Here is a 23398-nt window from a genome sequence, read left to right on the forward strand (position 1 = left end):
CCAGCGACGACTTAGAAGTCGAAGTCGTCGATGTTGTCCGCGTTGAAGCGGGTCGGCTCGCCGAGCACGACCTCTCCGTCCGCGCCCACCGTGTACTCGCCGAGGTCGCCGGCCTCGAAGGTGTCGCCCTCCTCGCCCGCGATCTCACCGGTGGCGAGCGCGTTGGCGGCGAAGGCGGTCAGGTAGCCGAGCTCCTCGGGGTTCCACAGCGCGAACTCGGTGACGGTGCCGTCCTCGACGTACTCGCGCATCTGGTTGGGGGTGCCGAGACCGGTCAGCGCGACCTCGCCCTTGGCATCGGAGGTCGAGAGGTAGCGAGCGGCAGCGGCGATGCCGACGGTGGTCGGCGAGACGATGCCCTTGAGCTCCGGGTAGGTCTGCAGCAGCGCGGCGGTCTTGTCGAACGACGTCTGGTCGTCGTCATCGCCGTAGACGGTCTCGACGACCTCGATGTCGGGGTGGTTGGCCTCGAGCTCCTCGTTCATGAGGTCGATCCAGGCGTTCTGGTTGGTCGCGTTGGCCGCGGCCGAGAGGATCGCGATCTGGCCCTCGCCGCCGATCTGCTCGGCGATCATGTCGACCTGCGCCTTGGCGATGCCCGCGGCGTCGGCCTGGTTGATGAACAGGTCGCGGCATTCGGGGTTGGTGTCGGAGTCGAAGGTGACGACCTTGACATCGTTGTCGCGCGCCTCGTTCAGCGCGTCGCAGATGGCCTGCGGGTCATTCGCCGCGACGGCGAGGGCGGCTGCGCCCTGCTGGGTCGCGGTGTTGATGAAGCTCACCTGCGCGTCGGGCGTCGCCTCGGTCGGGCCGACCTCGGTGAACTCGCCGCCGAACTCGCCGGCGGCGGCCTCTTCTCCGGTGCGCGACGCATCGAAGTACGGGTTGCCGAGGTTCTTCGGCAGGAAGGTGATGCTCGCGCCGCCTCCCTCGGATCCGCCCTCGGACCCGCCGTTTCCGGCATCTCCGCCCGAGCAGCTCGAGAGCAGCAGAGCCGCGCTCGCCGCCAGCGCGAGCACCGCGCCGGCCTTCTTCTTATTGTTCTGGAACCACATCGTTCGTTGTTTCCTTTCATCACCCCGCGGTGCGGGGACTGGTGTGGGTGGTCGTGGAAGTTCTCTGGAGGGCGTCTCGCCCGGGCCTCACGCCGTGGTCGCGGCGCGCGCGCCGGCGATCTGCAGCTTCTTCCCGGTTCTCCGCCGGTTCTTCACCGCGGCGATCACGCTGGTCGAGATGACGGCGCCGATGAGCAGCGCTCCGGTGATGATGTTGATGACGTCGGAGGTGACGTTCGCGAGGCGCAGGGCGCTGCCGAGCACCCCGATCAGCACGACGCCGGCGATGACCCCGTGCAGGGCGCCGCGGCCGCCGAAGATGGACACGCCGCCGAGCAGCACGGCCGCGATGACTTGCAGCTCCATCCCCGTGGCGTTGTCGCCGCGTGCGCTGCCGTAGCGGAGCGTGAAGTAGATGCCGGCGAGAGCCGAGACCGCACCGCTGAGCACGTAGAGCAGCATCTTGGTGCGTGCGACGTCGACGCCCGAGAAGCGGGCCGCCTCGGGCGAGAGGCCGATCGCGAAGACGCCGCGGCCGAACTTGGTGAAGTGCAGCAGGATCGCGAAGGCGATCGCGAGCACGACGAAGAGGATCATGACCACCGGGATGCCGGTCGAGCCGATCTTCTCCTTCGCGAGGTCAGTCCAGAACTCGGGGAATTCGGTGACGGCGGTGGTGCCGAGCAGGCCGACGGCGATGCCGCGGAAGAGCGCCAGCGTGCCGATGGTCACCGCGAGCGAGGGGAGACCCACCGCCGTGATGAGGAAGCCGTTGATCAGGCCCGCGACCAGGCCCGCCGCGAGCGCCAGCACGATGGTGAGCCCGAACGGCACGCCCGCCTGGGTGAGCACGCCCGTGAGCACGCTCGAGAGGCCGACGATGCTCGCGACGGAGAGGTCGATCTCACCCGTGACGATGATCGCGGTCATCGGCAGCGCGATGATGAGGATCGGGAAGATGTCGAGCAGCAGGTAGGTCATCGTGATCTTGCTGCCGAAGTTCGGGACCACGATGCTCGCGAAGACGACGACGATGACGACGAGGGCGATGATCGCGCTCTCGCGGGTGAGGAAGAGGCGCTGCCACAGCGGCCGGTCGTAGTCGGCGATGCGACGCAGGCTGGTCGTTGAGGTGGTGACGGTGGTCTGAGCGGTCATCGCTGCGTCTCCCGTTCTTCGATGAGTTTGCGGTGCTGCCGGAGCGAGAGCACGCGGTCGAGCACGATGGCGCCGATGATGAGCACGCCGACCACGGCGCGCTGCCAGAAGTCGGGCACGCCGAGCACGGGGAGCGCGCGGTTGATGGTCATGAGCAGCGCTGCGCCGATCGCCGCGCCCCACACTGATCCGACTCCGCCGAAGATCGCGACGCCGCCGATCACCGCTGCGCCGATCGCGTCGAACTCCCAGCCGGCACCGGCCTGCGAATTGATCGTGCCGTAGCGCGCGGCGTACAGCACTCCGGCGAACCCCGACAGGGCGCCCGAGAGCACGAACGCGGTGAGCACGCGGCGGGTGACGGGCAATCCGTAGAGGTGAGCGGCATCGGGGTCCGATCCGATGGCGTAGCACTCGCGGCCGCCGCGCGTGTTCTTCATCCACCAGGCGACCGCGATGAGCACGATCACGGCGATGATGGTGAGCACCGGGATCGTCAGCACCTGGGCGGTGCCGAGTGCGAGGAACCCGCGGGGCATGTCGGAGGCGTTGATGCGATCCGACCCCGTCCACAGCACGTTGATGCCGCGGAAGGCGTACATGGTGCCGAGCGTGATCACGAGCGCCGGCACCTTCGCGAAGGCGACGAGCGCTCCGTTGATGAGGCCGAGCAGACCGCCGAAGACGATCGCGATCACGACGACGGCGATGGCGGGGAGACCGGGCATGTCGATGAAGAGACGGCCGGTGAGATACGCGCTCAGGCCGAGGATCGACCCGACCGACAGGTCGACGTTTCGGGTGATCAGCACGACGGCCTGGCCGACGGCGACGAGCAGCAGCAGTGAGGGCGTCAGCCACAGGTCGCGGTAGCCGTCGGTCGAGAAGAGGAAGTTGGGGTTCTTGATCGTGGCGGCCGCGACGACGAGCAGCACCGCGAGCAGGATGCTCGCCTCGCGCGCCCGCGTGAGGCGCCCGACGATCGCGCCGAAGCCGACGCTGGGGGCATTCAAGGTCGTGGCGCTCATGCGGCGTGCTCCGATTCCGTGCTCGAGCTGTGGGTCGCGGCGCGCATCACGTTCTCCTGCGTCGCGTCGTCGCGGTCGATGGTGGCGGTGATCCGCCCCTCGTGCATGACGACCACGCGGTCTGCCATGCCGAGCACCTCGGGGAGCTCGCTCGAGATCATGAGCACGCCCATGCCCTGGCTCGCGAGCGTCGACAGCAGACGATGCACCTCGGACTTCGTGCCGACGTCGATGCCGCGCGTCGGCTCGTCGATGATGAGCACGCGCGGATCCGTGGCCAGCCATTTGGCGAGCACGACCTTCTGCTGATTACCGCCCGAGAGGGTGCCCGCGATCGTGGACAGCGCGTTCGCCTTGACCTCGAGCTTCTCCGACCAGGGGCGCGCGGCGCGATTCTCCGCGCCGGTGGTGACGATGCCGAGCTTCGCGAGCGAGTCGAGGATCACCGACGTCGTGTTGCGCCCGACGCTCGAATCGAGCACGAGCCCCTGCTTGCGACGATCCTCGGGCACGAGCGCGAGGCCCGCGCGCATCGCTGCGGTCGGCTTGCTCCCCGGCACCCGCGTGCCAGCCACCGTGACGGTGCCGCTGCGGTAGGCGTCCACGCCGAAGACGGCGCGCGCGACCTCGCTGCGTCCCGCGCCGACCAGGCCCGCGAGGCCGACGATCTCGCCCGCATGCACCGTGAAGCTGATGTCGGAGAAGACGCCCGGGCTGGTGAGGCCCTCGACGACGAGCAGCGGCTCGCCGACCTCGGTCTCGAGCTTCGGGAAGAGGTCGGTGATCTCGCGCCCGACCATCTCGGCCACGACGCTGTCGGGGTCGGTCTCGCTGATGGCGCGGGTCGACACGTAGCTGCCGTCGCGCATCACCGTGATCGTGTCGCACAGCGCGAACACCTCGTCGAAGCGGTGGGAGATGAAGACGAGCGCGCGGCCCTCGTCGCGGAGTGCGCGGGCGACCTGGAAGAGGCGGTCGACCTCGACGCCCGAGAGCGCCGCGGTGGGCTCGTCCATGATGAGCACGCGGGCGTCGAGCGAGATGGCCTTCGCGATCTCGATCATCTGCTGGTCGGCGATCGAGAGGCCGTCGGCCGTGCGATCCGGGTCCATGGCGACGCCGAGCCGAGCGAAGAGCGACTCCACCTCGGCGCGCATGGCACCGCGGTCGATGCGCCCGAAGCGCCCGCGCGGCTGGCGGCCCATGAAGATGTTCTCGGTGACCGAGAGGTCAGGGAACAGTGTCGGCTCCTGGTAGATGACCGCGATGCCCGCCGCCTTCGACTCGGCGGTCGTGGAGAAGTCGACCGTCTCGCCGTCGTAGCGGAAGTCCCCGCTGTCGCGCCGGTACAGGCCGGCGATGATCTTGACGAGCGTCGACTTGCCGGCGCCGTTCTCGCCCACGAGCGCGTGGATGGATCCGGGGTAGAGTGCGAGGGTGCTGTCGCGCAGGGCGATCACCTGGCCGAAGGCCTTGGCGACGCCGCGCAATTCGAGCAGCGGTTCACCGGAGGGTGGTTTCTTCATTGAACTCACGGACTTCCTGCCATCGGAAGGGCATCTCGGGGCGGTGCGCGATTCTGACTGTGAATCGTTTCAATCGCGATTGAGGCGAGTTTATGGCGCGAGTCAGCAATGCGTCAAGTCGATGTCGAGACGGTTTCGCAGTCGTTATTGAAGCGTTTCAAAACGGTGATGCGATCGGTAGACTGCTCCGAAACGCAGAGCTTTCCGAATCCGGAGTGGGGGATCACGCCATGGCAGCGAGCATCCGCGACGTCGCGCGCGAGGCGGGGGTGTCGGTGGGGACGGTCTCCAACGTGCTCAACCGCCCCGAGATCGTGGCCGCGGCCACCGTCACGCGCGTGACGCAGGCGATCGAACAGCTGGGCTTCGTGCGCAACGATGCGGCTCGGCAACTGCGCGCGGGGCGCAGCACCAGCTTCGGGCTCGTCGTACTCGACACCCGCAACCCCTTCTTCATGGACTTGGCGTACGGAGCGCAGCGGCGTGCGATCGATGACGGATACACGGTGCTGATGGGCGGCAGCGATGATTCGCCCGAGCGCGAGCACAGCATCCTCGAGATGTTCGAGGAGCATCGCGTCGCCGGCGTGCTCATCTCGCCCGTCGACACCGACCTCACGCAGCTCTGGAAACTGCGGCACGCCGGCATCCCCGTCGTGCTCGTCGACCGCGGGTCGAGCGACCGATCGTTCTCCTCGGTGTCGGTGGATGACGTCGAGGGCGGCCGCATCGCCGCGCGTCACCTGCTCGAGCAGGGGCGGCGCCGTATCGCGTTCGTCGGCGGCCCGATCGGCATCAAGCAGGTCTCCGACCGCCTGAACGGCGCCCGATCGGTCGTGGCTGAGGTCGCGGACGCCACGCTCGAAGTACGGGAGACTCAGGCCCTGAGCGTGCTCGAGGGGCGCCGGATCGCCGAGGAGATTCTCGCCCTCCCCGCCGACCGCAGGCCCGACGCCGTCTTCGCGGCCAACGATCTGCTCGCGATGGGCGTGCTGCAGGCGTTCGTCATGACGGGATCGTTGCGGGTGCCCGAGGACATCGCCCTCATCGGCTACGACGACATCGACTTCGCGAGCGCGGCAGTCGTGCCCATCACCTCGGTGCGGCAGCCGGCGGTGGAGATCGGCGCGACGGCTGTGGGGCTGCTGCTCACCGAGGCGCAGGCGGGCGCCGATGCGACGCGCGAGCAGATCGAGTTCACCCCCGAACTGGTGGTGCGCGCCTCGACGGTCGCGGGCGCCTGACGCCTACGCTGCGCCGCCCTCGCCTCGCCTCGCCTCACCCCCACCGCACCTCGCCGCACCCCACCGCACCCCACCATCTGCGAGCGGGGTCACTTCGGGAGTGTGTCGCGCCATCCACGACGCCCGACACGCTCCGAAAGTGACCCCGCTCCGCCGTGCCCCGGTTAACCGAGCGAGCGGGGTCACTTTCAGTGCGTGTCGGATGTGCGACACGCACGAGAAGTGACCCCGCTTCGGAATCAACGAGGGGGTGGGGCGGGCGGCGCGGGGTGCGGGTGCGGGTGCGGGGCTGCGGCGGTCAGGCGACGGCGGCCGCCGCGGACGGCTCGGGCGCAGCCAGGCGGCCGGTGCGGCGCAGCCAGATCTCCATGGGAATGGTGAAGAGCGGCGGGATCGAGGCCGCGAGCGCGAGCAGCGCGACGAACCACGACCACCGGAGCTTGATCGCGGCGGCGATGGTGACCAGGCCGTAGATGATGAAGGCGGCGCCGTGCAGCGACCCGAAGATCGTGACGACGACAGGAGTGGTCTCGGTGATGTACTTCAGGAACATGCCGACCAGCAGCCCGGCCCAGGTGAAGGCCTCCACGAATGCGATCCAGGCGTAGGCGCGACCGATTCCCGAAGCGTTCGTCATGTGCCGCATCCTATCGATGCGCCCTGCGCGATTTCCGTGGACGTCGGTCAGGAACGGGTGTGCGCCCAGACGACCGCCTGAATGCGATCGCGCACCCCGAGTTTCTGCAGCAGGTTCGAGACGTGGGTCTTGATCGTCGCCTCGCCGAGGAACAGCGCTGCTGCGATCTCGCCGTTCGACTTCCCCTCCGCGACGAGGGCGAGCACCTCCCGCTCGCGCTCGGTGAGACCCGCCGCCTCCATTGCGGCGGCCGCCGCATCGGGTACTGTGATCGGTTCCGGATCGCCGTGCCCGGTCGGCGCCGCAGCGTTCGCGGGCGAATTCGCCGACACCCGCTCGATCACGGCGCGTGTCACATCTGAACCGAGGAGCGCGTTGCCCGCTGCGAGCGAGTGCACGGCGTCGATGAGCTGCTCCGCGCGCGCGGTCTTCAGCAGGAACCCGCTGACGCCCGCCGCGAGCGCGTCGAAGAGGTACCGCTCATGCCCGAATGTGGTGAGCACGAGGATCGCAGGGGCGCTGCTCGCTGCCGCCCCGTCCGCTGCCGCCCCGTCCGCTGCCGCTCCGTCCGCTGCCGCGCTGTTCGTGGTCGCACCCGTCGCCCCGCTGCCGACCGCCGGGGCCCCCGCCGCGGAGCCCGGCGCGAGGATGCGACGCGACGCCTCGATCCCGTCGAGCACGGGCATCTCGACATCCATGCAGATCACGTCGGGGCGCAGCTCGACTGCGAGAGCGACCGCGATCTCGCCGTTCTCAGCTTCGCCGACCACTTCGATGTCGGGCTCCGACTCCAGGATGATGCGGAAGCCCGAGCGCACCAGTGCTTGGTCGTCGACGAGGAGTACGCGGATCATGGGCACCTTTCGGAGTGGAAGCGGGGTCAGCCGACCGGAGCGGCCGTGGGAGAGGCGGGAGAGCCGGAAGAAACGGGTGCGACGGGCACGGCGGCACGCACGAGGAACCCGCCGCGCTCCCGGCGCCCCGCCTGCACGGTGCCGCCGACGGCCCCAACGCGCTCGCGCATGCCGCGCAGACCGAGACCGGAGCCGCGCGATCGCTGCGCGAGCTCCTGCCGCACGCCGTCGTCGGAGATCTCCACTTCGACCGACTCCTCCCCGAAACGGAGGCGCACCTCTGCGGTCGCGCCGCGCCCGGCGTGCTTGCGGATATTGGTCAGCGCCTCTTGAACGACCCGGTAGAGCGCGACATCGACGAGCATCGGGATGGGTCGCGGTTCGCCGGCGACGATGAGCGTCGTCGGCGTTCCCGAGCTCTGCGCCTCCGCGACGAGCGCGGAGAGATGGGCCAGGCCGATGGTGGTCGGCGCCGACGCCTCCTTCGAGGGATCGCGCAGCGTGCCGACGAGCCGTCGCAGCTCATCGACGGCCGTTCCCGCGCTCTCCTCCACGACGGTGAGCGCTTCAGCCGCTCGAGCCGGGTCGCGCTCGAGACTGCGCCGGGCAGCGGCGGCTTGGATGCCCATCACCGACACGTGATGGGCGACCACGTCGTGCAGTTCGCGCGCGATCGACAGCCGGTCGAGCGCCACGGCCTGCGCGGCGCTCGTCTGCCGCTCGAGCTCGAGCTCGCGCCCTCGCGCCTCGAGCAGCGCCTGATTGCGGGCCGCGTTCCACGAGCGCTCGCCGAAGAAGTACGCACCGCCGAAGTACAGCAGATTCGTGATGATCTGGATCACCGCATATGTGGCGTACGCGGAGAAGATGCCGGATCGCGAGATGCCCTCGAAGTAGTCGCTGCTCGACGAGGCGATGATCAGGGTGATCACCAGCCAGACGATCATGGCGACGCCGATGCCGAGGCGCGCCCAGAGTGCCAGGCCGCGGCGGCGCTCCCATGCCCCGACCGTGTACAGCGCGATGAAGAGGCAGATGTTGATGATCAGCACTTCAGGTACGCCGAACTGACCGCAGACGAAGAATCCGACGGAGACGACCAGAGCGACCGGAACCGGGTACCGGCGCCTCAGCGCGAGCGGCAGAGTCGCGAGCCCGAGACCGACCGCCCACACCCAGGGCTCCGCCGCCCCGGGATACATGCCGGTGCGCGCATACAGCAATGCGGTCGTCACCGAAGCGATCGCGAGCACGAGCGCGAGCCCGGCGTCGGCGCGCAGCCCGCTGCGACCCGGGCTCGGCCTGCTCCACTCCGCGTCATCGTGCATGAGACCAGCGTAGGGCGTGCCGCCGACACTGCGCCTCCGCCGTCAGGGGGAGGATCGATCCGCCGATCGAGCACGCGGATCCACCCGGAGGGGGAAGCGGCCCGGCCCGCGCCCCGGTCATGCTGGAAGCACACGACAGAAGGGATCGAGATGATCGACATCGCAGGCGTCACCCGCAGCTTCGGCGAGCGGCGCGTGCTCGACGACGTGAGCTTCACGGTCGAGGGCGGTCGCATGACCGGCTTCGTCGGCGGCAACGGCGCGGGCAAGACCACCACCATGCGCATCATTCTCGGGGTGCTCTCCGCCGACGCCGGCACGGTGAGCCTCGACGGCGCGACCCTCACCCCGGCCGACCGCGCGCGCTTCGGCTACATGCCCGAGGAGCGCGGGCTCTACCCCAAGATGCAGGTGCTCGAGCAGCTCGTCTACCTCGGGCGGCTCCACGGCATGAGCGCGGCGGCCGCCAAGAAATCCGCCGGCGACCTCATCGAGCGGCTCGGCCTGGGCGAGCGCGGCACCGACACCCTCGAGAGCCTCTCGCTCGGAAACCAGCAGCGCGCCCAGATCGCGGCGGCGCTCGTGCACGAGCCGTCGGCCTTGGTGCTCGACGAGCCGTTCTCCGGCCTCGACCCCATGGCGGTGGAGGTCGTGCTCGCGGTGCTCCGCGACTACGCGGCCCAGGGCGTGCCGGTGCTGTTCTCCTCCCACCAGCTCGACATCGTCGAGCGGCTCTGCGACGACGTCGTGGTGATCGGCGACGGCAGGATCCTCGCCTCCGGTTCCCGCGAGGGTCTGCGCGCGCAGCACGCCGGCAGCAGCTTCGAGCTCGAGCTGGAGGGGCCCGCGGCCGACGCCGGGTGGGTGCGCGACCAGCCCGGCATCGAGGTCACGACCCTCGACGGCGGCTTCGCCCGCTTCGACGCCCCCGACGCCGCGGCGGCTCAGGCCGTGCTCGCGCGCGCCGTGCAGCAGAGCGCCCCGGGCACCTCGGTGCGGCGCTTCGCCCCCATCACCCCCTCACTGGCTCAGATCTTCAAGGAGGTCGTGCGATGACCGCTCCACTCACCACCCAGTCCTCGCGATCCGCGTCGCGTCCGATCGGCGGAGCCCAGGGCGCGTGGCTCGTCGCCGAGCGCGAGATCACCACGCGTCTGCGCAGCAAGGCGTTCCTCATCTCGACGGGCATTCTCCTGCTCGTCGTGCTGGGCGGCGTCGTGATCAGCGGACTCATCTCCCAGAGCGGCGGGTTCGGCAGCCCCACGCAGGTCGCGACCGTCGCGGGGTCGAGCAGCGCGCAGGGCGACGCACTCGAGTCGGCCGGGTTCGACGTCACCGAAGCGTCGGATCGCGCTGAGGCCGAGCAGCTCGTCCGCGACGGCGACGTCGAGGCGGCGATCGTCCCGGGCGGGGATACACCGCTCGATCTCACGGTGGTCGCCCTCGAGAGCGCTCCGAGCGACCTCGTGCAGGCGCTCTCAGCGGCGCCCGCGGTCGAGCTGCTGGAACCGCTCGGCACGAACCCGCTGCTCGCGTACATCATCGCGTTCGCGTTCGGCACCATCTTCTACACGACCGCGCTGACCTTCGGCACGACGATCGCGCAGAGCGTGGTGGAGGAGAAGCAGACCCGCATCGTCGAGATCCTGCTCGCCACCGTCTCGGCCCGCACCATGCTCGCCGGCAAGATCGTGGGCAACAGCATCCTCGCACTCGGCACGGTGATCGCGATCCTCGCGCTCGCATCGGTGGGCATGCTCGCCACGGGGCAGGATCTGCTGCTCGGGGAGCTCGGCACCTCGCTCATCTGGTTCGGCATTCTGTTCTCCTTCGGGTTCGTGCTGCTGGCGGCGATGTACGCGACCGCCGCGGCGCTGGTATCGCGGCAGGAGGACATCGGATCGGTGACGAGCCCCGTGATGATGCTCGTGATGATCCCGTTCTTCGCCATCATCTTCTTCAACGACAACCCGCAGGCCCTCGGCATCATGAGCTACATTCCGTTCTCGGCGCCGAACGCGATGCCGATGCGCCTCTACCTCGGCATCGCCGAGTGGTGGGAGCCGATCCTCTCGCTCGGCATCCTGGTCGCCACGATCGCGGTCGTCATCTGGATCGGGTCGCGCATCTACAGCAACTCGATTCTGCGCACGGGCGTGCGCGTCAAGCTGCGCGACGCGATGAAGGACTAGCGGCGAGAGCAGTGCAGGATCGGAACGCCCGGGGCTCGCGCCCCGGGCGTTCCCGCGTCCGTGTCCACGTTGCGCCCGTGGCCCGCAGCGCACCTGCCGCCCGGATACGCTGGATGCATGGCCGCCGAACCCGTCTGGACCGACATCGACTGGACCGCGCTCACTGCTGCCGCGCTCGCCGCAGCGGAGCACGCGTACGCCCCGTACTCCGGGTACGCGGTGGGCTGCGCCGCGCTCGTCGACGACGGTCGAGTGATCACCGGCTGCAACGTCGAGAACGCGAGCTACGGCGTCACGCTCTGCGCCGAGTGCGCGATGATCGGGCAGCTGCACCTCGGCGGGGGCGGGCGTCTGGTCGCGTTCGCCTGCGTCGGCAACGGGCAGCCGATCACTCCGTGCGGGCGCTGCCGACAGCTGCTCGCGGAGGCCGCCGCCCCAGGGATGCACCTGCAGACGCCTGCGGGGATCCGCACCATCGACGAGCTCCTGCCCGAGCGTTTCGGGCCGTCGGAGCTGCCCGCCGCTACCCCCTAGCCGTGTCGGAGGCCAGGAGTAGTCTTCTCGAGTGAGCTCCCAGACCCCCGCCTCCTCGAAGCCCGAGATCCGCCCGTGGCCCGCCCTCTGGTCGCTGGTGCTCGGCTTCTTCATGATCCTCGTCGACACCACGATCGTCTCCGTGGCGAACCCCTCGATCATGGAGGGTCTCGGCACGACGATGGTGGCGACGCTCTGGGCGACGAGCGCGTATCTGCTCGCCTATGCGGTGCCGCTGCTCATCACCGGGCGTCTCGGTGACCGCTTCGGCCCGCGCCGCATCTACCTCGTCGGGCTGACCGTGTTCACGCTGTCGTCACTCGCGTGCGGCATGTCGGGCACCATCGAGGCGCTCATCGTGGCGCGCGTGTTCCAGGGGCTCGGCGCCGCGCTCATGACGCCGCAGACCATGGCGGTGATCACGCGCATCTTCTCGCCCCGCAACCGCGGGTCGGCAATGGCCGTCTGGGGTATCACGGCGGGCGTCGCCACGCTCGTCGGTCCGATTCTCGGCGGGGTGCTGCTCGACGGCTTCGGCTGGGAGTGGATCTTTTTCATCAACGTGCCGGTCGGCATCATCGGCTTCGTGCTCGCGATGCGGTTCGTGCCCCGCCTCGACACGCACGCGCACCACTTCGACTGGGTCGGCGTGCTGTTGAGCGCCGCGGGCATGTTCATGCTCGTCTTCGGCATCCAGGAGGGCGAGAGCTACGAATGGGGCGTGATCTGGGGGCCGATCTCGGTGTGGAGCCTCATCATCGCCGGCGCGATCGTGCTGGCGCTGTTCGTCGTCTGGCAGCGCGTGCAGCGCGGCGAGCCGCTGCTGCCGCTCGAGATCTTCCGGGATCGCAACTTCTCCGTCGGCACGGGCACCATCGTCACGGTGGGCCTCGCCGTCACCAGCATGGGCCTGCCGCTCATGTTCTACTACCAGCTCGTGCGTGGGCTCACCCCGACGCAGTCGGCACTGATGCTCGTGCCCATGGCGCTGCTGTCGGCGGGGCTCGCCCGCCCGGTCGGCCTGCTCATCGACCGCACCGATCCGCGACGCATCGCAACGTTCGGTCTGACGCTCGTGGCCGCGGGCATGCTCCTCTACTTCTTCCTCTTGCGGCCCGAGACGCCGCTCTGGCTGCTGCTCGTACCCAGCGCGGTGCTCGGGGTGGCGAACGCCTGCATGTGGGGGCCGCTCGCATCGATCACCACGTTCAGCCTGGCCCCGCAGCTCGCGGGCGCCGGATCGGGCGTGTACAACACCTCGCGCCAGGTGGGCGCCGTGCTGGGTTCGGCCGCGATCGCAGCTCTGATGCAGTCGCGCATCGCCGCCGAGCTGGGCGGTGCGGGCGGCGGTGCCGGTGCCGCGGGCGCTGCCAGCGGCGAGGCCGGCATGGGTGACGGTCAGCTGCCGGAGGCGGCGCGCGACGGGTTCGCCGCCGCGATGGGGCAGTCCATGCTGCTGCCGGTCGCGGCGATCCTGCTCGGCGCGATCGTCTCGCTCTGGTTCGCGCGCCGCCCGCAGAAGACCACCACCAACCCCATCGAGGTGCCGTCGGAGGCGTGATGCCTCGCTGGTGCCTACCCGCCGTTCAGTGAAAGGAACTCCCGCATGATCCTCGCATTCTCCGTCGCACCGTCGGGCACGGGCGACGCCTCCGTATCGGACGCCGTCGCCGAGGCCGTGAAGGTGGTGCGCGCTTCGGGGCTGCCGCACCGCACTTCGTCCATGTTCACCGAGATCGAGGGCGAGTGGGACGAGGTGTTCGACGTCGTGAAGCGCGCGACCGAGGCCGTGCTGCCGTTCGGCTCACGCGTATCGCTCGTGATGAAGGCCGACATCCGCCCCGGTTTCGCGGGCGAGCTCGACGGGAAGCTGGAGCGGTTGGAGGCGGCGATCGAGGAGTAGCCTGCGCCAGGCGGTGAAGCTATTCGCATCGCGTGCTGCGGCCGTCTGGTGGCGACGGCAGGCTTCGACGGATCACAAACCTTCAGAACGTCCCCGTGATGACTCAGCGGGTGGCCGTTGACGGTGTCGGCATCGCGTCACTCGGGCTGATCGGGATCGGGCTTCTCGGCGCTGCGAGCGTTTGCCGACTGCGGGCCCTGCGCAATCTACTTCCGGAGCTGTTCCGACGGCGCTCCTCCCGAGGATCGGCGGATCGCACTCCAGCATTGCGCTGCCGTCCAGGAGGCCAGCGATGCGACCGAGTACAGCGGGGTCCCCGGCGGAAGTTCATAGGTCCCGTCACCCGGGGTGCGCCGTCGACTCGATGCTCCGAAGCCCCGGTATGGCGTTCTTGATGCTCGGCCTCTGCATATTGCGCTGAAGCATGCCTGCCGTGGAGGAGATGCGGCTGATCGTGCGTCAGCCAGGCGACCCTGCGCATCGCCGCCATGCGCTGCGGGTGCTGCTCGACATTCCTCTTATCGCGATCGGCGGTGGTCTGCCGATATCGCAGCTCTTCGGCTATGACGAGAGCAGACAGCGCGGTCTATGGACCGCGCGAGCGGGAGCGGAATGCGTTCATACTGAATAAAAATTCAGTGCTCATTCACTTTGCGACTGTTGTCGTCCCTTCTCCTGCGCTGACGCGCAACCCATCTCGCGGTGTGTGAAAGGAAATGAATTTATGCTGTAGAAAACTTCACTCATGATGTAGAGTCATCCACGTCGCGTTCACGTTGGGCTCTGCAGTGAGGCAAGGCATATGGGCAAGGAAGACCTCGGATCGGTGATTCGGCGCATGCGCCGCGCCGCTGCCATGACCCTGCAGCAGATGTCTGCTGCAACGGGGCTTTCGCAGAGTTTCCTCAGTCAGTTCGAGCGCGGGCACACCCAGGCGAGTATCAGCTCGCTTCGACTGATCACAGAAGCGCTCGGCATGAACATTCATGATGTCTTCGGCGTCGTCGGCAGCGAAGGGTACTCGGCCGTCGTACGCAACGCGGAGCGGCCGCTCATGCCGTTCGGGGATCGCGCGACCAAGACCATCGTCAGTTCCCGAGGGCTCGGCCGATTCGAGGCGCTCGCGGTCGCGTTCGAGCCCGGTGGCTCCACAGGCGATGAGCAGTACGCGCATGGCCACCACGAGGAGTTGCTCCTGGTACTTAGCGGCTGTGTCGGCGTCGAGCTCGGGGATGAGCGGCACCTGCTCGACAACGGCGATTCGCTTGCGTACCACTCGGAGACCCCGCACCGTGTGGTCAATGCCGGTGGGGAGACAGCCCAGGTGCTCTGGATCGTCAGCCCACCCGGAGCGCACGGGGCCGTTTCGACCGTGGCGCTCCAGGCAAAGAAGTCGACGCATCAACCTACTTTCCTCCCACAGCACACCCATTAAGAAAGGCGTGAAGCGCAATGAAATCAAGGAAGATTCAGAGGCAGCTGAGGCTCGGCGGAGTGGTCGCACTTGCTGCTGTGACATCTCTCAGTCTGATGTCGTGCTCGAACGGCGGCGAAGCTACCGGCGGCGCGGGCGGCAGCCGCGAAGATGTCTCACTCGTCATCGCGAGCTGGGGTGATCCCTTCACCTCCGCCACCCAGGAGTATCTGGTCGATCCCTTCGTGGAGGAGACCGGCTACGACGTGACGATCGTCGATGCACCCGGCAAGTACGTCGCGAGCCTGGAAGCTCAGAACCAGGCGAACAACGTCGAATGGGATCTGCTCGATTCCACCTCGGCTCCCGACGCGTATATCGCGTATGACAAGGGTCTCATCCAGAAGATGCCCGACTCCGTTAAGGAGCGCATCACCGAGGCGCTGCCCGAAGACGCGGTAACGGATTTCGGAATCACTTGGTCGATCCTCGGCTACATCACTGCGTGCAACGCTGATGCGGTTGCGGCTTGTCCGCAGAACACGACCGAGCTCTTCGATACAGCGGAGTTCCCAGGCTCGCGGACGAGCATCTCGACCTCGCCGCTCGTCAACCTGAGCCTCGCCGAGATCGCCTCGGGCGTCGCCCCGGAGGATCTCACCACGCACGAAATCGATCTCGACCGCGCGTTCGCGAAGCTCGAGGAGTTCAAGGCAGCAGGTGGCACCTGGTGGAACAGCGGCGACCAGTACATGCAAGTGATGTCGACCAACGAGACCGACATGGGCGTCGGCTACAGCGGCCGCGCATATGCCATTGCAGAAGACATGACCAACCTCGAAATCCACTGGGAGGAGGGGCTCTACAACCCCGGCTTCTGGAACGTCGCAGAAGGGTCGGCGCACTCCGAAGAGGCTTGGGAATTCATCGAGTGGATCGCTACGAACCCCGAGGCGGCGGCGAACTGGGGGCAGGCCCTGGGCTACTCGGTGCCCAACCCCGAATCGTTCGACTACATCGAGCCGGAGATCGCGGAGACCCTCGCTGACTACCCCGAGAACCGCGAGGAGCTCGCCAACATGAACTTCGAGTGGTACGTGACGAACTACCAGGAAGTGAATGACCGCTGGCAGGAGTTCCTCCGCGGCTGATCGCCACGAAGGAGAGGAGAACGATGATGTCCAGCCCCACCAGTACCGAATTGCTGGCCACTGCTACTGCAGGTCGCCAACGCAAGGCGTGGTCGGCGAGCCTGCCGAAACCGACGGCGATCCTCATGGTGATCCCGCTCGTCATCCTCGTTCTCCTCTTCGTGATCTACCCACTGGTCAAACTGACGGTAGACGCGATTACGCAGGGCGATGGAGGCTTCTCCAACTTCGCAGCGGTATTCGCGTCGGGCGCCATTCGGAACTCGATGGTCAACACGATGATCATGTCTGTCATCGTGACGATCCTTTGCCTCGTCATCGGCGGCGTGCTGGCCTGGATCCTTGCCACACCTCAGCGCGCCTGGGTCAAAGCCCTCGTGTGGGCTGCGATCCTGCTGCCCTTCTGGATGGGCGTGATCGTGAAGACCTATGCCTGGTCCGTGCTGCTCGCCAAGAATGGCGTGATCAACTCGTTTCTCATCTCCCTCGGCGTGATCGACCAGCCGCTCGCGCTGCTGTATACGCCATTCGCGGTGATTCTGGGCATGACGTACACGATGCTGCCCTACGCCGTCCTCGCGATGTACCCGACCATCTCCGGCTTCAACCGCGAGCTCATCAATTCGGCGCGGATCCTCGGCTCGTCGCGCACCGGGGCCATGGTGAAGATTTGGCTGCCCAACGTGATGCCCGGTCTCGTCGCCGCCGCCGCGATCGTGTTCGCGATCAGCATCGGCTTCTATATCACGCCGGTGCTGCTGGGCGGAGCCCAGGTGCCCTTCATGGCATCGGTGATCGGCGATGACATCTTCAGCTTCTTCAATTACCCACGGGCCGCAGCCTCCTCAGTGGTGCTGCTTGTGATCGCGCTCGTCGTGCTGTTCGCGGCATTGCGCTCAGTCGGCGCGAAGGCGCTGAAAGGAGGTCTCGGCGGATGACTCACTCCACGAGGAACCAAGAACTTCGGCGCGGACCGCGTGCGATCGATCAGATCAGCAAGTGGCTCGGCCGACTCGTCGCCCTCATCGGTCTGGTGTTCCTGCTCGCCCCCGCGCTCGCGATCGTCGTTATGTCGTTCGCCGACGACAGGCGCATCTCATTTCCGCCTAGGGAGTGGGGCTTCGGCCGCTATGTCGAGGTGTTCACCTCGGGCAAATGGGGTGCGCCGACCGCGCTCTCGATCGAGATCGGCTTGTGGGCTGGCGCGCTCGCACTGATCGTCGCTCTCCCGCTCGTATTCGCGCTCAAGCGCAGCACGCTGCGTGGAAGGGGAGCGCTCGAGGGGTCCGCTATCGCGCCGCTCGTGATCCCCGTCGCTGCATACGCGGTCGGTCTCTACGGAGTGTTCGCCCAGCTCGGTCTGCTCGGGGAGAAGTTCGGCGTCATCCTCGCCCACACCGTCTATTCGCTGCCGTTGGTGGTGATCGTGCTCTCGACCGCACTCGAGCAGATCACACCAGATCTCGAGCTCGCCGCCATGACGATGGGCGCCTCGCGTATCAAGGCCTGGGGGACGATCACTCTGCGGCTGCTCATGCCGTCCGTTCTCGCGGGATTCCTCATGGGCTTCATCACCAGCTTCGACGAAGCGGTGCTGATTACCTTCCTCGGCGGCGTCGGGCTCATCACGCTCCCCAAGTACATCTTCGACTCAGTGCAGTACGCCGTCGATCCGGCCATCACCGCTATCGCCACACTGCTCATGGTCACGACGACCGCATTGATGCTGCTCGCCACCACGCTTCGAAAGGGAAAGAAATGATTTCTGAGTTCGGAAGGAACGCCGCACAAACCCGGAAGACGAAGCTCTGCATTCGCCGACTGGTTAAGAACTTCGGTGACACGGAGGTGCTGAAGGCACTCGATCTTGACGTGAGCGACGGTGAATTCCTGACTCTACTGGGCCCTTCGGGGTCGGGTAAGACGACGCTGCTGCGGATCATCGCCGGCTTCGAGAACGCGACCAGTGGCGAGCTGAGGATCGGAGACACCGATCTGCGGAGCCTTACGCCCTCCGAGCGTCAGCTCGGCATGGTTTTCCAGAACTACGCATTGTTCCCGCACATGACGGTCGCTGACAATGTTGCGTACGGCCTCAAGGTGCGCAAGGTGCGCGGTGCCGCGCGCGGCAAGCGGGTGAACGAGATGCTCGAGGTCGTGGGTCTCGAGCACCTGCGCGACCGCAAGCCGGCCCAGCTCTCAGGCGGCCAGCAGCAGCGCGTCGCACTCGCCCGCGCACTCGCTTACGAACCCGAGATCCTGCTCATGGACGAACCGCTCGGCGCGCTCGACCGCAGTCTGCGCCTGCAGATGGAGTCGGAGATTAAGAGGGTGCACCGGCAGGTCGGCACGACGGTGATATACGTGACGCACGACCAGGAAGAGGCGCTCGTGCTCTCGGACCGGGTCGCGATCATGAATGCGGGCAACTTCGCCGGCCTCGACACTCCCATGCGGTTGTTTCAAGACCCGCCGAACTCATTCGTAGCCAAGTTCTTCTCCGACTCCAACGTCTTCGACGCCGAGATCTCGGACGGCGAGCTGCGGGCCTTCGGCCAGAGCGCTCGCGTGGAATCCGATCTGACGGGCGACGTGAAGCTTGCCGCGCGACCTGGGATGACCCGAATCGGGGACCTTCCCTCGCATGCTCCCGGCTTTCAGCTCACGGGCAGGGTCGAGGAAATCAATCTGCTGGGCGAGAACGAGCAGGTCGAGCTCTCGATTCCCGGGACACAGGGCGCAGTCATCCGGCGCCCCATCGGCACCGGGACGGGTGTCAGCCTGGGTGAAACGGTGCCTGTGCATCTCGCCGCTGCCGACGTCACCGTTATGGCGGGCTAGCAGCGCAGCACCACTATGAACAGCCGGCTCCGCCGGACTAAGAGGAGAGAGAAGAGAATGACGAAACATATCGCCATCGCAGGCGGCGGCATCGCGGGCCTCGCGGCCGCTGCCTCGTTCGCGAAGTTCGGCTTCGACGTCGACGTCTACGAGCAGGGGAACAACCTGCGCGAGATCGGCGCGGGAATCTACATCAAGGAGAACATCTTTGACGTGCTCGATGAGCTCGAGCTCAGCGAACGCATCAGCGAGGTCGGAGTCCGTATCGATGCCGCCCGCATCGTCGACCAGGACCAGGTGATCGTCACGAGCCGCGATGTGAGCCGTGAGCGCCTGGTCGTCGCGCTCCGCTCGGAGCTGCACAACGCGCTACGCGATAAGGCGCTCGAGCTCGGCGCCAGGGTGCACACCGGCCGCCGCGTCGTGGGCGCTGATCCCAAGGGCGTACTGCTTTTCGCAGATGGCGAGCGCGTCGACGCCGACCTCGTGATCGGCGCAGACGGCCTGCACTCGCGCGTGCGCGACTCGCTGCAGCTCGCGCGTCTGAAGGTGGGCCTCGGCGACGGCGCCACTCGCGTGCTCGTGCCCAAGCATCCGAACGAGGGTCGCTACAGCACCGAGCACTGGTCGGGCCAGTTGCGGGTGGGCATCGCGCCGTGCTCCGACGAGTACACATACATGTTCATCATCGGTCCCGAGAAGGATCGCCGTGCCACACGGGTGCCCCTGGATAAGCCGTATTGGAAGCGGAACTTCCCGCACCTCGCCCAGTACTTCGACGCTGTGACACCCGAGCTGTCTGTGCACCACCGGCACGAGGTCGTGGTGTGCGATAGCTGGGTGAAAGGTCGCGTTGCGATCATCGGGGACGCCGCGCATGCACAGCCGCCGAACTTCGGGCAGGGCGCCGGAGTGGCGATCTGCGCGGCTTGGGAGCTGGCAGAGTGCCTCGCAGCCGAGGACGACGTGCGCGATGCACTGCACGACTGGGAGATGACTGCTCGCCCCCGGATCAACATGGTGCAAGCGCTCACCACGACCTACGACGTGCTCAACTACAAGTGGCCGAGGTCGCTCACGCCACTGCGGTCGAAACTCTTCTCGGCGATCTCGCACTCGAAGGCGCTGAGCAAGCCGTGGGAGTTCTACTGGCGCGGAGGCCGCGTCGAGCCCCGCGAACTCGGCAACTTCGCAATCGGCGACCCTCGGCCATGAGCGCCGCACCTGCAGAGTACGTTCTGCGCAATTGCCACGTCGTCACCATGGATGATGAGCTTCCCCGCGCCGAGGCGATCGCAGTCTCGGCCGGGGAGATCTTGGCGGTAGGCCGTCTCGACGAGGTGCGCATGGAAGCTCCGGGTGTACCCGAGATCGACCTCGCGGGCGCTTCGGTGCTGCCCGGCTTCATCGACGCGCACACGCATGTAGAGATGATCGCGCTCTCCAGGCACTTCTGGATCGACGTGCGCGACCTCACCGAGCCCGAAGCCATCGTGTCTCGACTGCTCGAGCGTGCGAGAGGACTTCCGGCCGAGGACTGGGTAGTCGGCCAGGGCACGTTCGGCCAAAAGCTGCCGAGCAAGGCGCAACTCGACGCGGCTTTTCCGGATCGACCGGCAGCGGTGCGGTGGACGATGCACAAGTACGTCGTGAATCAGGCCGCCCTCGACGCGAGTGGCATTGATGAAACCACTTCCGCCGGCCCCGGCGTTCGCATCCAGAGAGGCTCCGACGGTCGGCCGAATGGTGTGCTCGAGGAGGCGTGGGATCTGCTCGCGATCCCACCGTACTCGCGCGAGCGCCTTGCACCGGCGATTCGAGAGTCGCTGCGGGAGCTGTTCCTCCGCAACGGCGTCACCACCGTGCATGAGATCGCGTGCACCTCTGACGGGCTGCGTGCAATGCAGGGCTTGGCACGCGAGCGAGAGATTCCCCGCCTCGGCGTATTGCTCACTGCGAAGCCCGGCCACCAACCGCTCATCGAGATCTCTCATCGCGTGGTCGAGGTTCTCGGTGCGCAGCTCGGCGACAACCGCTACTGGGTGCAGGGCATCAAGATCTTCATGGACGGTGGCCGTGACGGTGCCTTTCGCACCGAGGACCTCCGGGGGCCGGCCGACGGCTGGGGACTTCTCACGCGACTGTACCCGACGCTGGTCGACGAACTCATCACCGCGGTGCGCGCCGGTCTACAGGTGTGCACGCACGCTATCGGAAATCTGGCGCAGGAGATCGCGGTGTCTGCAGTCGAGCGGGTTCATCAGGTGTTCCCGGATCTGGACCACCGCCTGCGCATCGAGCACTTCTTCAACGAGAGCTTCGACACGGTGAACCTTGAACGGCTCGTCGCAGCTGGCGGGCTTGCGGTACCGAACCCCGGCTTCGTGTTCGCCGAGCCAGACGATCCGGCACGTCGCCAGCCGCCCGGTGCTGCCAAATACGCGCTGAAGACGCTCGATCGGATCCAGGGCCTCATTCCCGGCAACTCGGACACGGCTGGTGCGCAGCCGTTCACGACCAATCCGTGGTTCACAATGCAGTGCATGCTGCAACTCAGGAACAAGAACGGCGTCGAGATCAACGCCACCGAAACTGTAGACGTGCATACGGCGCTGAAAGCCTTCACGGTCGACGCCGCCTACGCTACGAAGCAGGAGGCGCAGAAGGGAAGAATCAAGCCCGGATATCTCGCAGATCTCACTGTCGTGGATCGGGACCCCTTCGATACTCCAGCCGACGAGTTCGACCGTGTGCGCACTCTCGCCGCGGTCGTCGGCGGCGAGGTCGTGTACGGCTCCTTCGAGGGCGACCCGCCCAGTGGCGCGACTGCCGATTTCATTGCGAGCGCCGCGCAATGATGCAGACTTCGGGCGGCCATCCGTCAGGAGCGACCGTCGCTGACGCGATTGCGCGGCGGCTCGCGCAGTACGGCGTAGAGCGGGTCTTCGGCATCCCCGGGACCCACAACCTTGAGCTGTTCCGCGCTTTCGACGCGACGAGCATCGAGGTGGTGTCGGCGCATCACGAGCAGGGCCTCGGCTACGCTGCCGATGCGTATGCGCGGGTGACCGGAAAGCCTGCGGTAGTGATCACCACGACCGGTCCGGGCATCACCAACATCATCACCGCTCTCGCCACCTCTCTCGCGGCCTCCGTGCCCGTACTCGCGATCGCGCCCGGCATCCCTGAGCGGGGTGTAGGCAGGAAAGAGGGGTGGTTGCACGATCTGCCGTCGCAGATCGGCCTCATGAGCCAGCTGCTGCGAAGCATGCGAGTGCGCAGCGGCGTCGAGGCCGTCGAATTCATCGATGATGTTGCGCGATCCTGGGCGACGGAGCGGCCCGCGCCCGCCTATCTCGAGGTACCCTTCGACTGCTTCGATGTCGCTGCGAAGATTCCCCCGAAGCTCCCTGCCGAGCGTTCTGCACCTGCGGCCTGGGATTACTCTGCCGACGAGGGAATCGACCGGGCGGCCGAGTTCCTCGCATCGTCCTCGTCGCCGCTCATCATCGTCGGTCGGGGCGCCACGAACCGTCGGGCAGCGGAGGCGGTGCGCGCAATCGCTGAACGTCTGCAGGCACCCGTGATGAGCACGGCCAACGCGAAGGGAGTGCTCGATGAACGGCACGCGCTCTCGCTGGGAGTATCACTGCGCCTCAAGGCGGGTAAGAGCCTCATCGAACGTGCTGACGTACTGCTCGTCGTCGGCAGTGACTTGGGCAGCTCCGAGTTCTGGGGGCCTTTCCCCGGAGACGCACGGCGGATGGTGCGCGTCGACGTCGATGCCGAGGCGATGTCGGCGAACGCGTCGCCGCGCTTCGCCCTTGCCGGTCGCAGCGAATGCATCTTGCCGCGGCTCGCCGAGCGCCTGGAGTGCTGTCTCCCAACCCAGCCATCTGCGGAGTGGGCGGCTTCCGCGGGAAGTGCGGTCGAGAAAGATCTCGCCCGGGACGGCAAGGTGTACCGCGTCTTCCACGAGCACCTGCAGGAACTCACCGATCAGCTCGACATTGCGGTGACCGGGGACTCCTCGCAGGCCACCTACTTCGGCACCGCCACCTACTGGAAAGCGAATCGCCCGAACCGCTTCCTCTACCCGGCCGGGTACGGCACTTTGGGCTACGCGATCCCCGCGGCCGTCGGCGCCGCGCTCACCGGCGAGGTCGACCGAGTCGTCGCCATCACCGGCGAGGGGGGCATGCTCTTCAGCGTGCAGGAACTTGCGACGGCCTCAGAATACGGGCTGCCCATCATCACCATCGTCTTCACCAACGGGGGATACCAGGAGATCCGTGACGGCATGGAGAGCGCGGGCATTCGACCGGTCGGGGTCGGCTTCCCCGCCCCTGACTTCGTATCGCTCTCTCGAGGATTCCATGTCGAGGCTCGCTCGATCATCGCAGACGGTGCGGATGAGATCGAGTTCCGCGAGACGCTTGCCTGGGCGCTCGCGCAGCATCGGCCGACGCTCATCGAGGTTGATCTCCGCGAGATCGCGTTATGACTTTCAGCAGGCCTGTGGACGCGTCTCGC

Annotated in this window: 22 protein-coding genes; 15 read left to right on the forward strand and 7 right to left on the reverse strand. The window is 67.2% G+C overall.

Annotated features, from left to right (window positions below):
* Positions 1-11 precede the first annotated feature (11 nt).
* The 4 genes from rhaS to PQI23_RS03805 all read right to left on the reverse strand — a co-directional run bounded on the left by rhaS (position 12) and on the right by PQI23_RS03805 (position 4767).
* A complete protein-coding gene (rhaS, locus tag PQI23_RS03790) occupies positions 12-1055 on the reverse strand; it encodes a rhamnose ABC transporter substrate-binding protein (protein WP_339971678.1) in 1044 nt (347 codons plus the stop codon).
* 87 nt (positions 1056-1142) lie between these two features.
* Positions 1143-2213 carry an ABC transporter permease gene (locus PQI23_RS03795; protein ID WP_339971680.1) on the reverse strand — a complete coding sequence of 357 codons (1071 nt, stop codon included), beginning with the start codon at positions 2211-2213 and terminating at the stop codon, positions 1143-1145.
* Positions 2210-3241: an ABC transporter permease gene (locus PQI23_RS03800; RefSeq protein WP_339971682.1), complete on the reverse strand. Its 1032-nt coding sequence runs from the start codon at positions 3239-3241 to the stop codon at positions 2210-2212. Before PQI23_RS03800 ends, PQI23_RS03795 begins: the two co-directional genes overlap by 4 nt.
* The gene (locus PQI23_RS03805; protein WP_339971684.1) at positions 3238-4767 is read right to left on the reverse strand and encodes a sugar ABC transporter ATP-binding protein; all 1530 of its coding nucleotides are present in this window, start codon (positions 4765-4767) and stop codon (positions 3238-3240) included. The genes PQI23_RS03800 and PQI23_RS03805 overlap by 4 nt, the downstream gene beginning before the upstream one ends.
* A 230-nt stretch (positions 4768-4997) precedes the next feature.
* Between PQI23_RS03805 and PQI23_RS03810 the strand changes: the two genes are divergently transcribed.
* On the forward strand, positions 4998-6011 hold the full coding sequence (locus PQI23_RS03810; RefSeq protein ID WP_339971686.1) for a LacI family DNA-binding transcriptional regulator: 1014 nt from the start codon (positions 4998-5000) through the stop codon (positions 6009-6011).
* 298 nt (positions 6012-6309) lie between these two features.
* On the opposite strand, the gene PQI23_RS03815 is transcribed toward PQI23_RS03810, so the two are convergent.
* Genes PQI23_RS03815 through PQI23_RS03825 form a run of 3 tightly spaced genes read right to left on the reverse strand, consistent with a single transcriptional unit; the run spans position 6310 to position 8830 of the window.
* Entirely contained in the window at positions 6310-6648 is a 339-nt protein-coding gene (locus PQI23_RS03815) for a DUF3817 domain-containing protein (RefSeq protein WP_339971688.1), read from the reverse strand.
* 47 nt (positions 6649-6695) lie between these two features.
* The gene (locus PQI23_RS03820; RefSeq protein ID WP_339971690.1) at positions 6696-7502 is read right to left on the reverse strand and encodes a response regulator transcription factor; all 807 of its coding nucleotides are present in this window, start codon (positions 7500-7502) and stop codon (positions 6696-6698) included.
* Positions 7503-7528: 26 nt separating this feature from the next.
* Complete coding sequence (locus PQI23_RS03825; protein ID WP_339971692.1) at positions 7529-8830, reverse strand: sensor histidine kinase; 1302 nt, start codon at positions 8828-8830, stop codon at positions 7529-7531.
* Between the two features lie 150 nt (positions 8831-8980).
* Here PQI23_RS03825 and PQI23_RS03830 point away from each other — a divergent pair, with 150 nt between their 5' ends.
* From PQI23_RS03830 to PQI23_RS03895, 14 genes are all read left to right on the forward strand, one after another.
* Positions 8981-9886 (forward strand): ABC transporter ATP-binding protein, encoded by a 906-nt coding sequence (locus PQI23_RS03830; RefSeq protein WP_339971694.1) that lies wholly within the window; start codon positions 8981-8983, stop codon positions 9884-9886.
* Complete coding sequence (locus PQI23_RS03835; protein WP_339971696.1) at positions 9883-11022, forward strand: ABC transporter permease; 1140 nt, start codon at positions 9883-9885, stop codon at positions 11020-11022. The genes PQI23_RS03830 and PQI23_RS03835 overlap by 4 nt, the downstream gene beginning before the upstream one ends.
* A gap of 117 nt (positions 11023-11139) precedes the next feature.
* Complete coding sequence (locus PQI23_RS03840; RefSeq protein ID WP_339971698.1) at positions 11140-11556, forward strand: cytidine deaminase; 417 nt, start codon at positions 11140-11142, stop codon at positions 11554-11556.
* Positions 11557-11587: 31 nt separating this feature from the next.
* Positions 11588-13117, forward strand: a complete 1530-nt coding sequence (locus PQI23_RS03845) for a DHA2 family efflux MFS transporter permease subunit (protein WP_339971700.1) — start codon at positions 11588-11590, stop codon at positions 13115-13117.
* 45 nt (positions 13118-13162) lie between these two features.
* Positions 13163-13459, forward strand: coding sequence for an MTH1187 family thiamine-binding protein (locus PQI23_RS03850; protein ID WP_339971702.1), 297 nt, complete (start codon positions 13163-13165; stop codon positions 13457-13459).
* A gap of 433 nt (positions 13460-13892) precedes the next feature.
* Complete coding sequence (locus tag PQI23_RS03855; protein ID WP_339971703.1) at positions 13893-14090, forward strand: hypothetical protein; 198 nt, start codon at positions 13893-13895, stop codon at positions 14088-14090.
* A 171-nt stretch (positions 14091-14261) separates the two neighbouring features.
* The gene (locus PQI23_RS03860; RefSeq protein ID WP_339971705.1) at positions 14262-14894 is read left to right on the forward strand and encodes a helix-turn-helix domain-containing protein; all 633 of its coding nucleotides are present in this window, start codon (positions 14262-14264) and stop codon (positions 14892-14894) included.
* 77 nt (positions 14895-14971) lie between these two features.
* Positions 14972-16024: an extracellular solute-binding protein gene (locus PQI23_RS03865; protein WP_339971707.1), complete on the forward strand. Its 1053-nt coding sequence runs from the start codon at positions 14972-14974 to the stop codon at positions 16022-16024.
* Positions 16025-16050: 26 nt separating this feature from the next.
* On the forward strand, positions 16051-16962 hold the full coding sequence (locus PQI23_RS03870; RefSeq protein ID WP_339971709.1) for an ABC transporter permease: 912 nt from the start codon (positions 16051-16053) through the stop codon (positions 16960-16962).
* Positions 16959-17786 (forward strand): ABC transporter permease, encoded by an 828-nt coding sequence (locus PQI23_RS03875; protein ID WP_339971711.1) that lies wholly within the window; start codon positions 16959-16961, stop codon positions 17784-17786. Before PQI23_RS03870 ends, PQI23_RS03875 begins: the two co-directional genes overlap by 4 nt.
* On the forward strand, positions 17783-18865 hold the full coding sequence (locus PQI23_RS03880) for an ABC transporter ATP-binding protein (protein WP_339971713.1): 1083 nt from the start codon (positions 17783-17785) through the stop codon (positions 18863-18865). Before PQI23_RS03875 ends, PQI23_RS03880 begins: the two co-directional genes overlap by 4 nt.
* Before the next feature lie 57 nt (positions 18866-18922).
* Positions 18923-20080 carry an NAD(P)/FAD-dependent oxidoreductase gene (locus tag PQI23_RS03885; protein ID WP_339971715.1) on the forward strand — a complete coding sequence of 386 codons (1158 nt, stop codon included), beginning with the start codon at positions 18923-18925 and terminating at the stop codon, positions 20078-20080.
* On the forward strand, positions 20077-21723 hold the full coding sequence (locus PQI23_RS03890) for an amidohydrolase (RefSeq protein WP_339971717.1): 1647 nt from the start codon (positions 20077-20079) through the stop codon (positions 21721-21723). The genes PQI23_RS03885 and PQI23_RS03890 overlap by 4 nt, the downstream gene beginning before the upstream one ends.
* Complete coding sequence (locus PQI23_RS03895) at positions 21720-23369, forward strand: thiamine pyrophosphate-binding protein (protein WP_339971719.1); 1650 nt, start codon at positions 21720-21722, stop codon at positions 23367-23369. The genes PQI23_RS03890 and PQI23_RS03895 overlap by 4 nt, the downstream gene beginning before the upstream one ends.
* Positions 23370-23398 lie beyond the last annotated feature (29 nt).

This window comes from Leucobacter sp. USCH14, from assembly GCF_037619215.1.
Taxonomy (GTDB): Bacteria; Actinomycetota; Actinomycetes; order Actinomycetales; family Microbacteriaceae; genus Leucobacter.

Coding starts and splice junctions, on each gene's coding strand:
- rhaS (WP_339971678.1), bottom strand. CDS start 1,055: ATGTGGTTCCAGAACAATAAGAAGAAGGCCGGCGCGGTGCTCGCGCTG.
- PQI23_RS03795 (WP_339971680.1), bottom strand. CDS start 2,213: ATGACCGCTCAGACCACCGTCACCACCTCAACGACCAGCCTGCGTCGC.
- PQI23_RS03800 (WP_339971682.1), bottom strand. CDS start 3,241: ATGAGCGCCACGACCTTGAATGCCCCCAGCGTCGGCTTCGGCGCGATC.
- PQI23_RS03805 (WP_339971684.1), bottom strand. CDS start 4,767: ATGAAGAAACCACCCTCCGGTGAACCGCTGCTCGAATTGCGCGGCGTC.
- PQI23_RS03810 (WP_339971686.1), top strand. CDS start 4,998: ATGGCAGCGAGCATCCGCGACGTCGCGCGCGAGGCGGGGGTGTCGGTG.
- PQI23_RS03815 (WP_339971688.1), bottom strand. CDS start 6,648: ATGACGAACGCTTCGGGAATCGGTCGCGCCTACGCCTGGATCGCATTC.
- PQI23_RS03820 (WP_339971690.1), bottom strand. CDS start 7,502: ATGATCCGCGTACTCCTCGTCGACGACCAAGCACTGGTGCGCTCGGGC.
- PQI23_RS03825 (WP_339971692.1), bottom strand. CDS start 8,830: ATGCACGATGACGCGGAGTGGAGCAGGCCGAGCCCGGGTCGCAGCGGG.
- PQI23_RS03830 (WP_339971694.1), top strand. CDS start 8,981: ATGATCGACATCGCAGGCGTCACCCGCAGCTTCGGCGAGCGGCGCGTG.
- PQI23_RS03835 (WP_339971696.1), top strand. CDS start 9,883: ATGACCGCTCCACTCACCACCCAGTCCTCGCGATCCGCGTCGCGTCCG.
- PQI23_RS03840 (WP_339971698.1), top strand. CDS start 11,140: ATGGCCGCCGAACCCGTCTGGACCGACATCGACTGGACCGCGCTCACT.
- PQI23_RS03850 (WP_339971702.1), top strand. CDS start 13,163: ATGATCCTCGCATTCTCCGTCGCACCGTCGGGCACGGGCGACGCCTCC.
- PQI23_RS03860 (WP_339971705.1), top strand. CDS start 14,262: ATGGGCAAGGAAGACCTCGGATCGGTGATTCGGCGCATGCGCCGCGCC.
- PQI23_RS03870 (WP_339971709.1), top strand. CDS start 16,051: ATGTCCAGCCCCACCAGTACCGAATTGCTGGCCACTGCTACTGCAGGT.
- PQI23_RS03875 (WP_339971711.1), top strand. CDS start 16,959: ATGACTCACTCCACGAGGAACCAAGAACTTCGGCGCGGACCGCGTGCG.
- PQI23_RS03880 (WP_339971713.1), top strand. CDS start 17,783: ATGATTTCTGAGTTCGGAAGGAACGCCGCACAAACCCGGAAGACGAAG.
- PQI23_RS03885 (WP_339971715.1), top strand. CDS start 18,923: ATGACGAAACATATCGCCATCGCAGGCGGCGGCATCGCGGGCCTCGCG.
- PQI23_RS03890 (WP_339971717.1), top strand. CDS start 20,077: ATGAGCGCCGCACCTGCAGAGTACGTTCTGCGCAATTGCCACGTCGTC.
- PQI23_RS03895 (WP_339971719.1), top strand. CDS start 21,720: ATGATGCAGACTTCGGGCGGCCATCCGTCAGGAGCGACCGTCGCTGAC.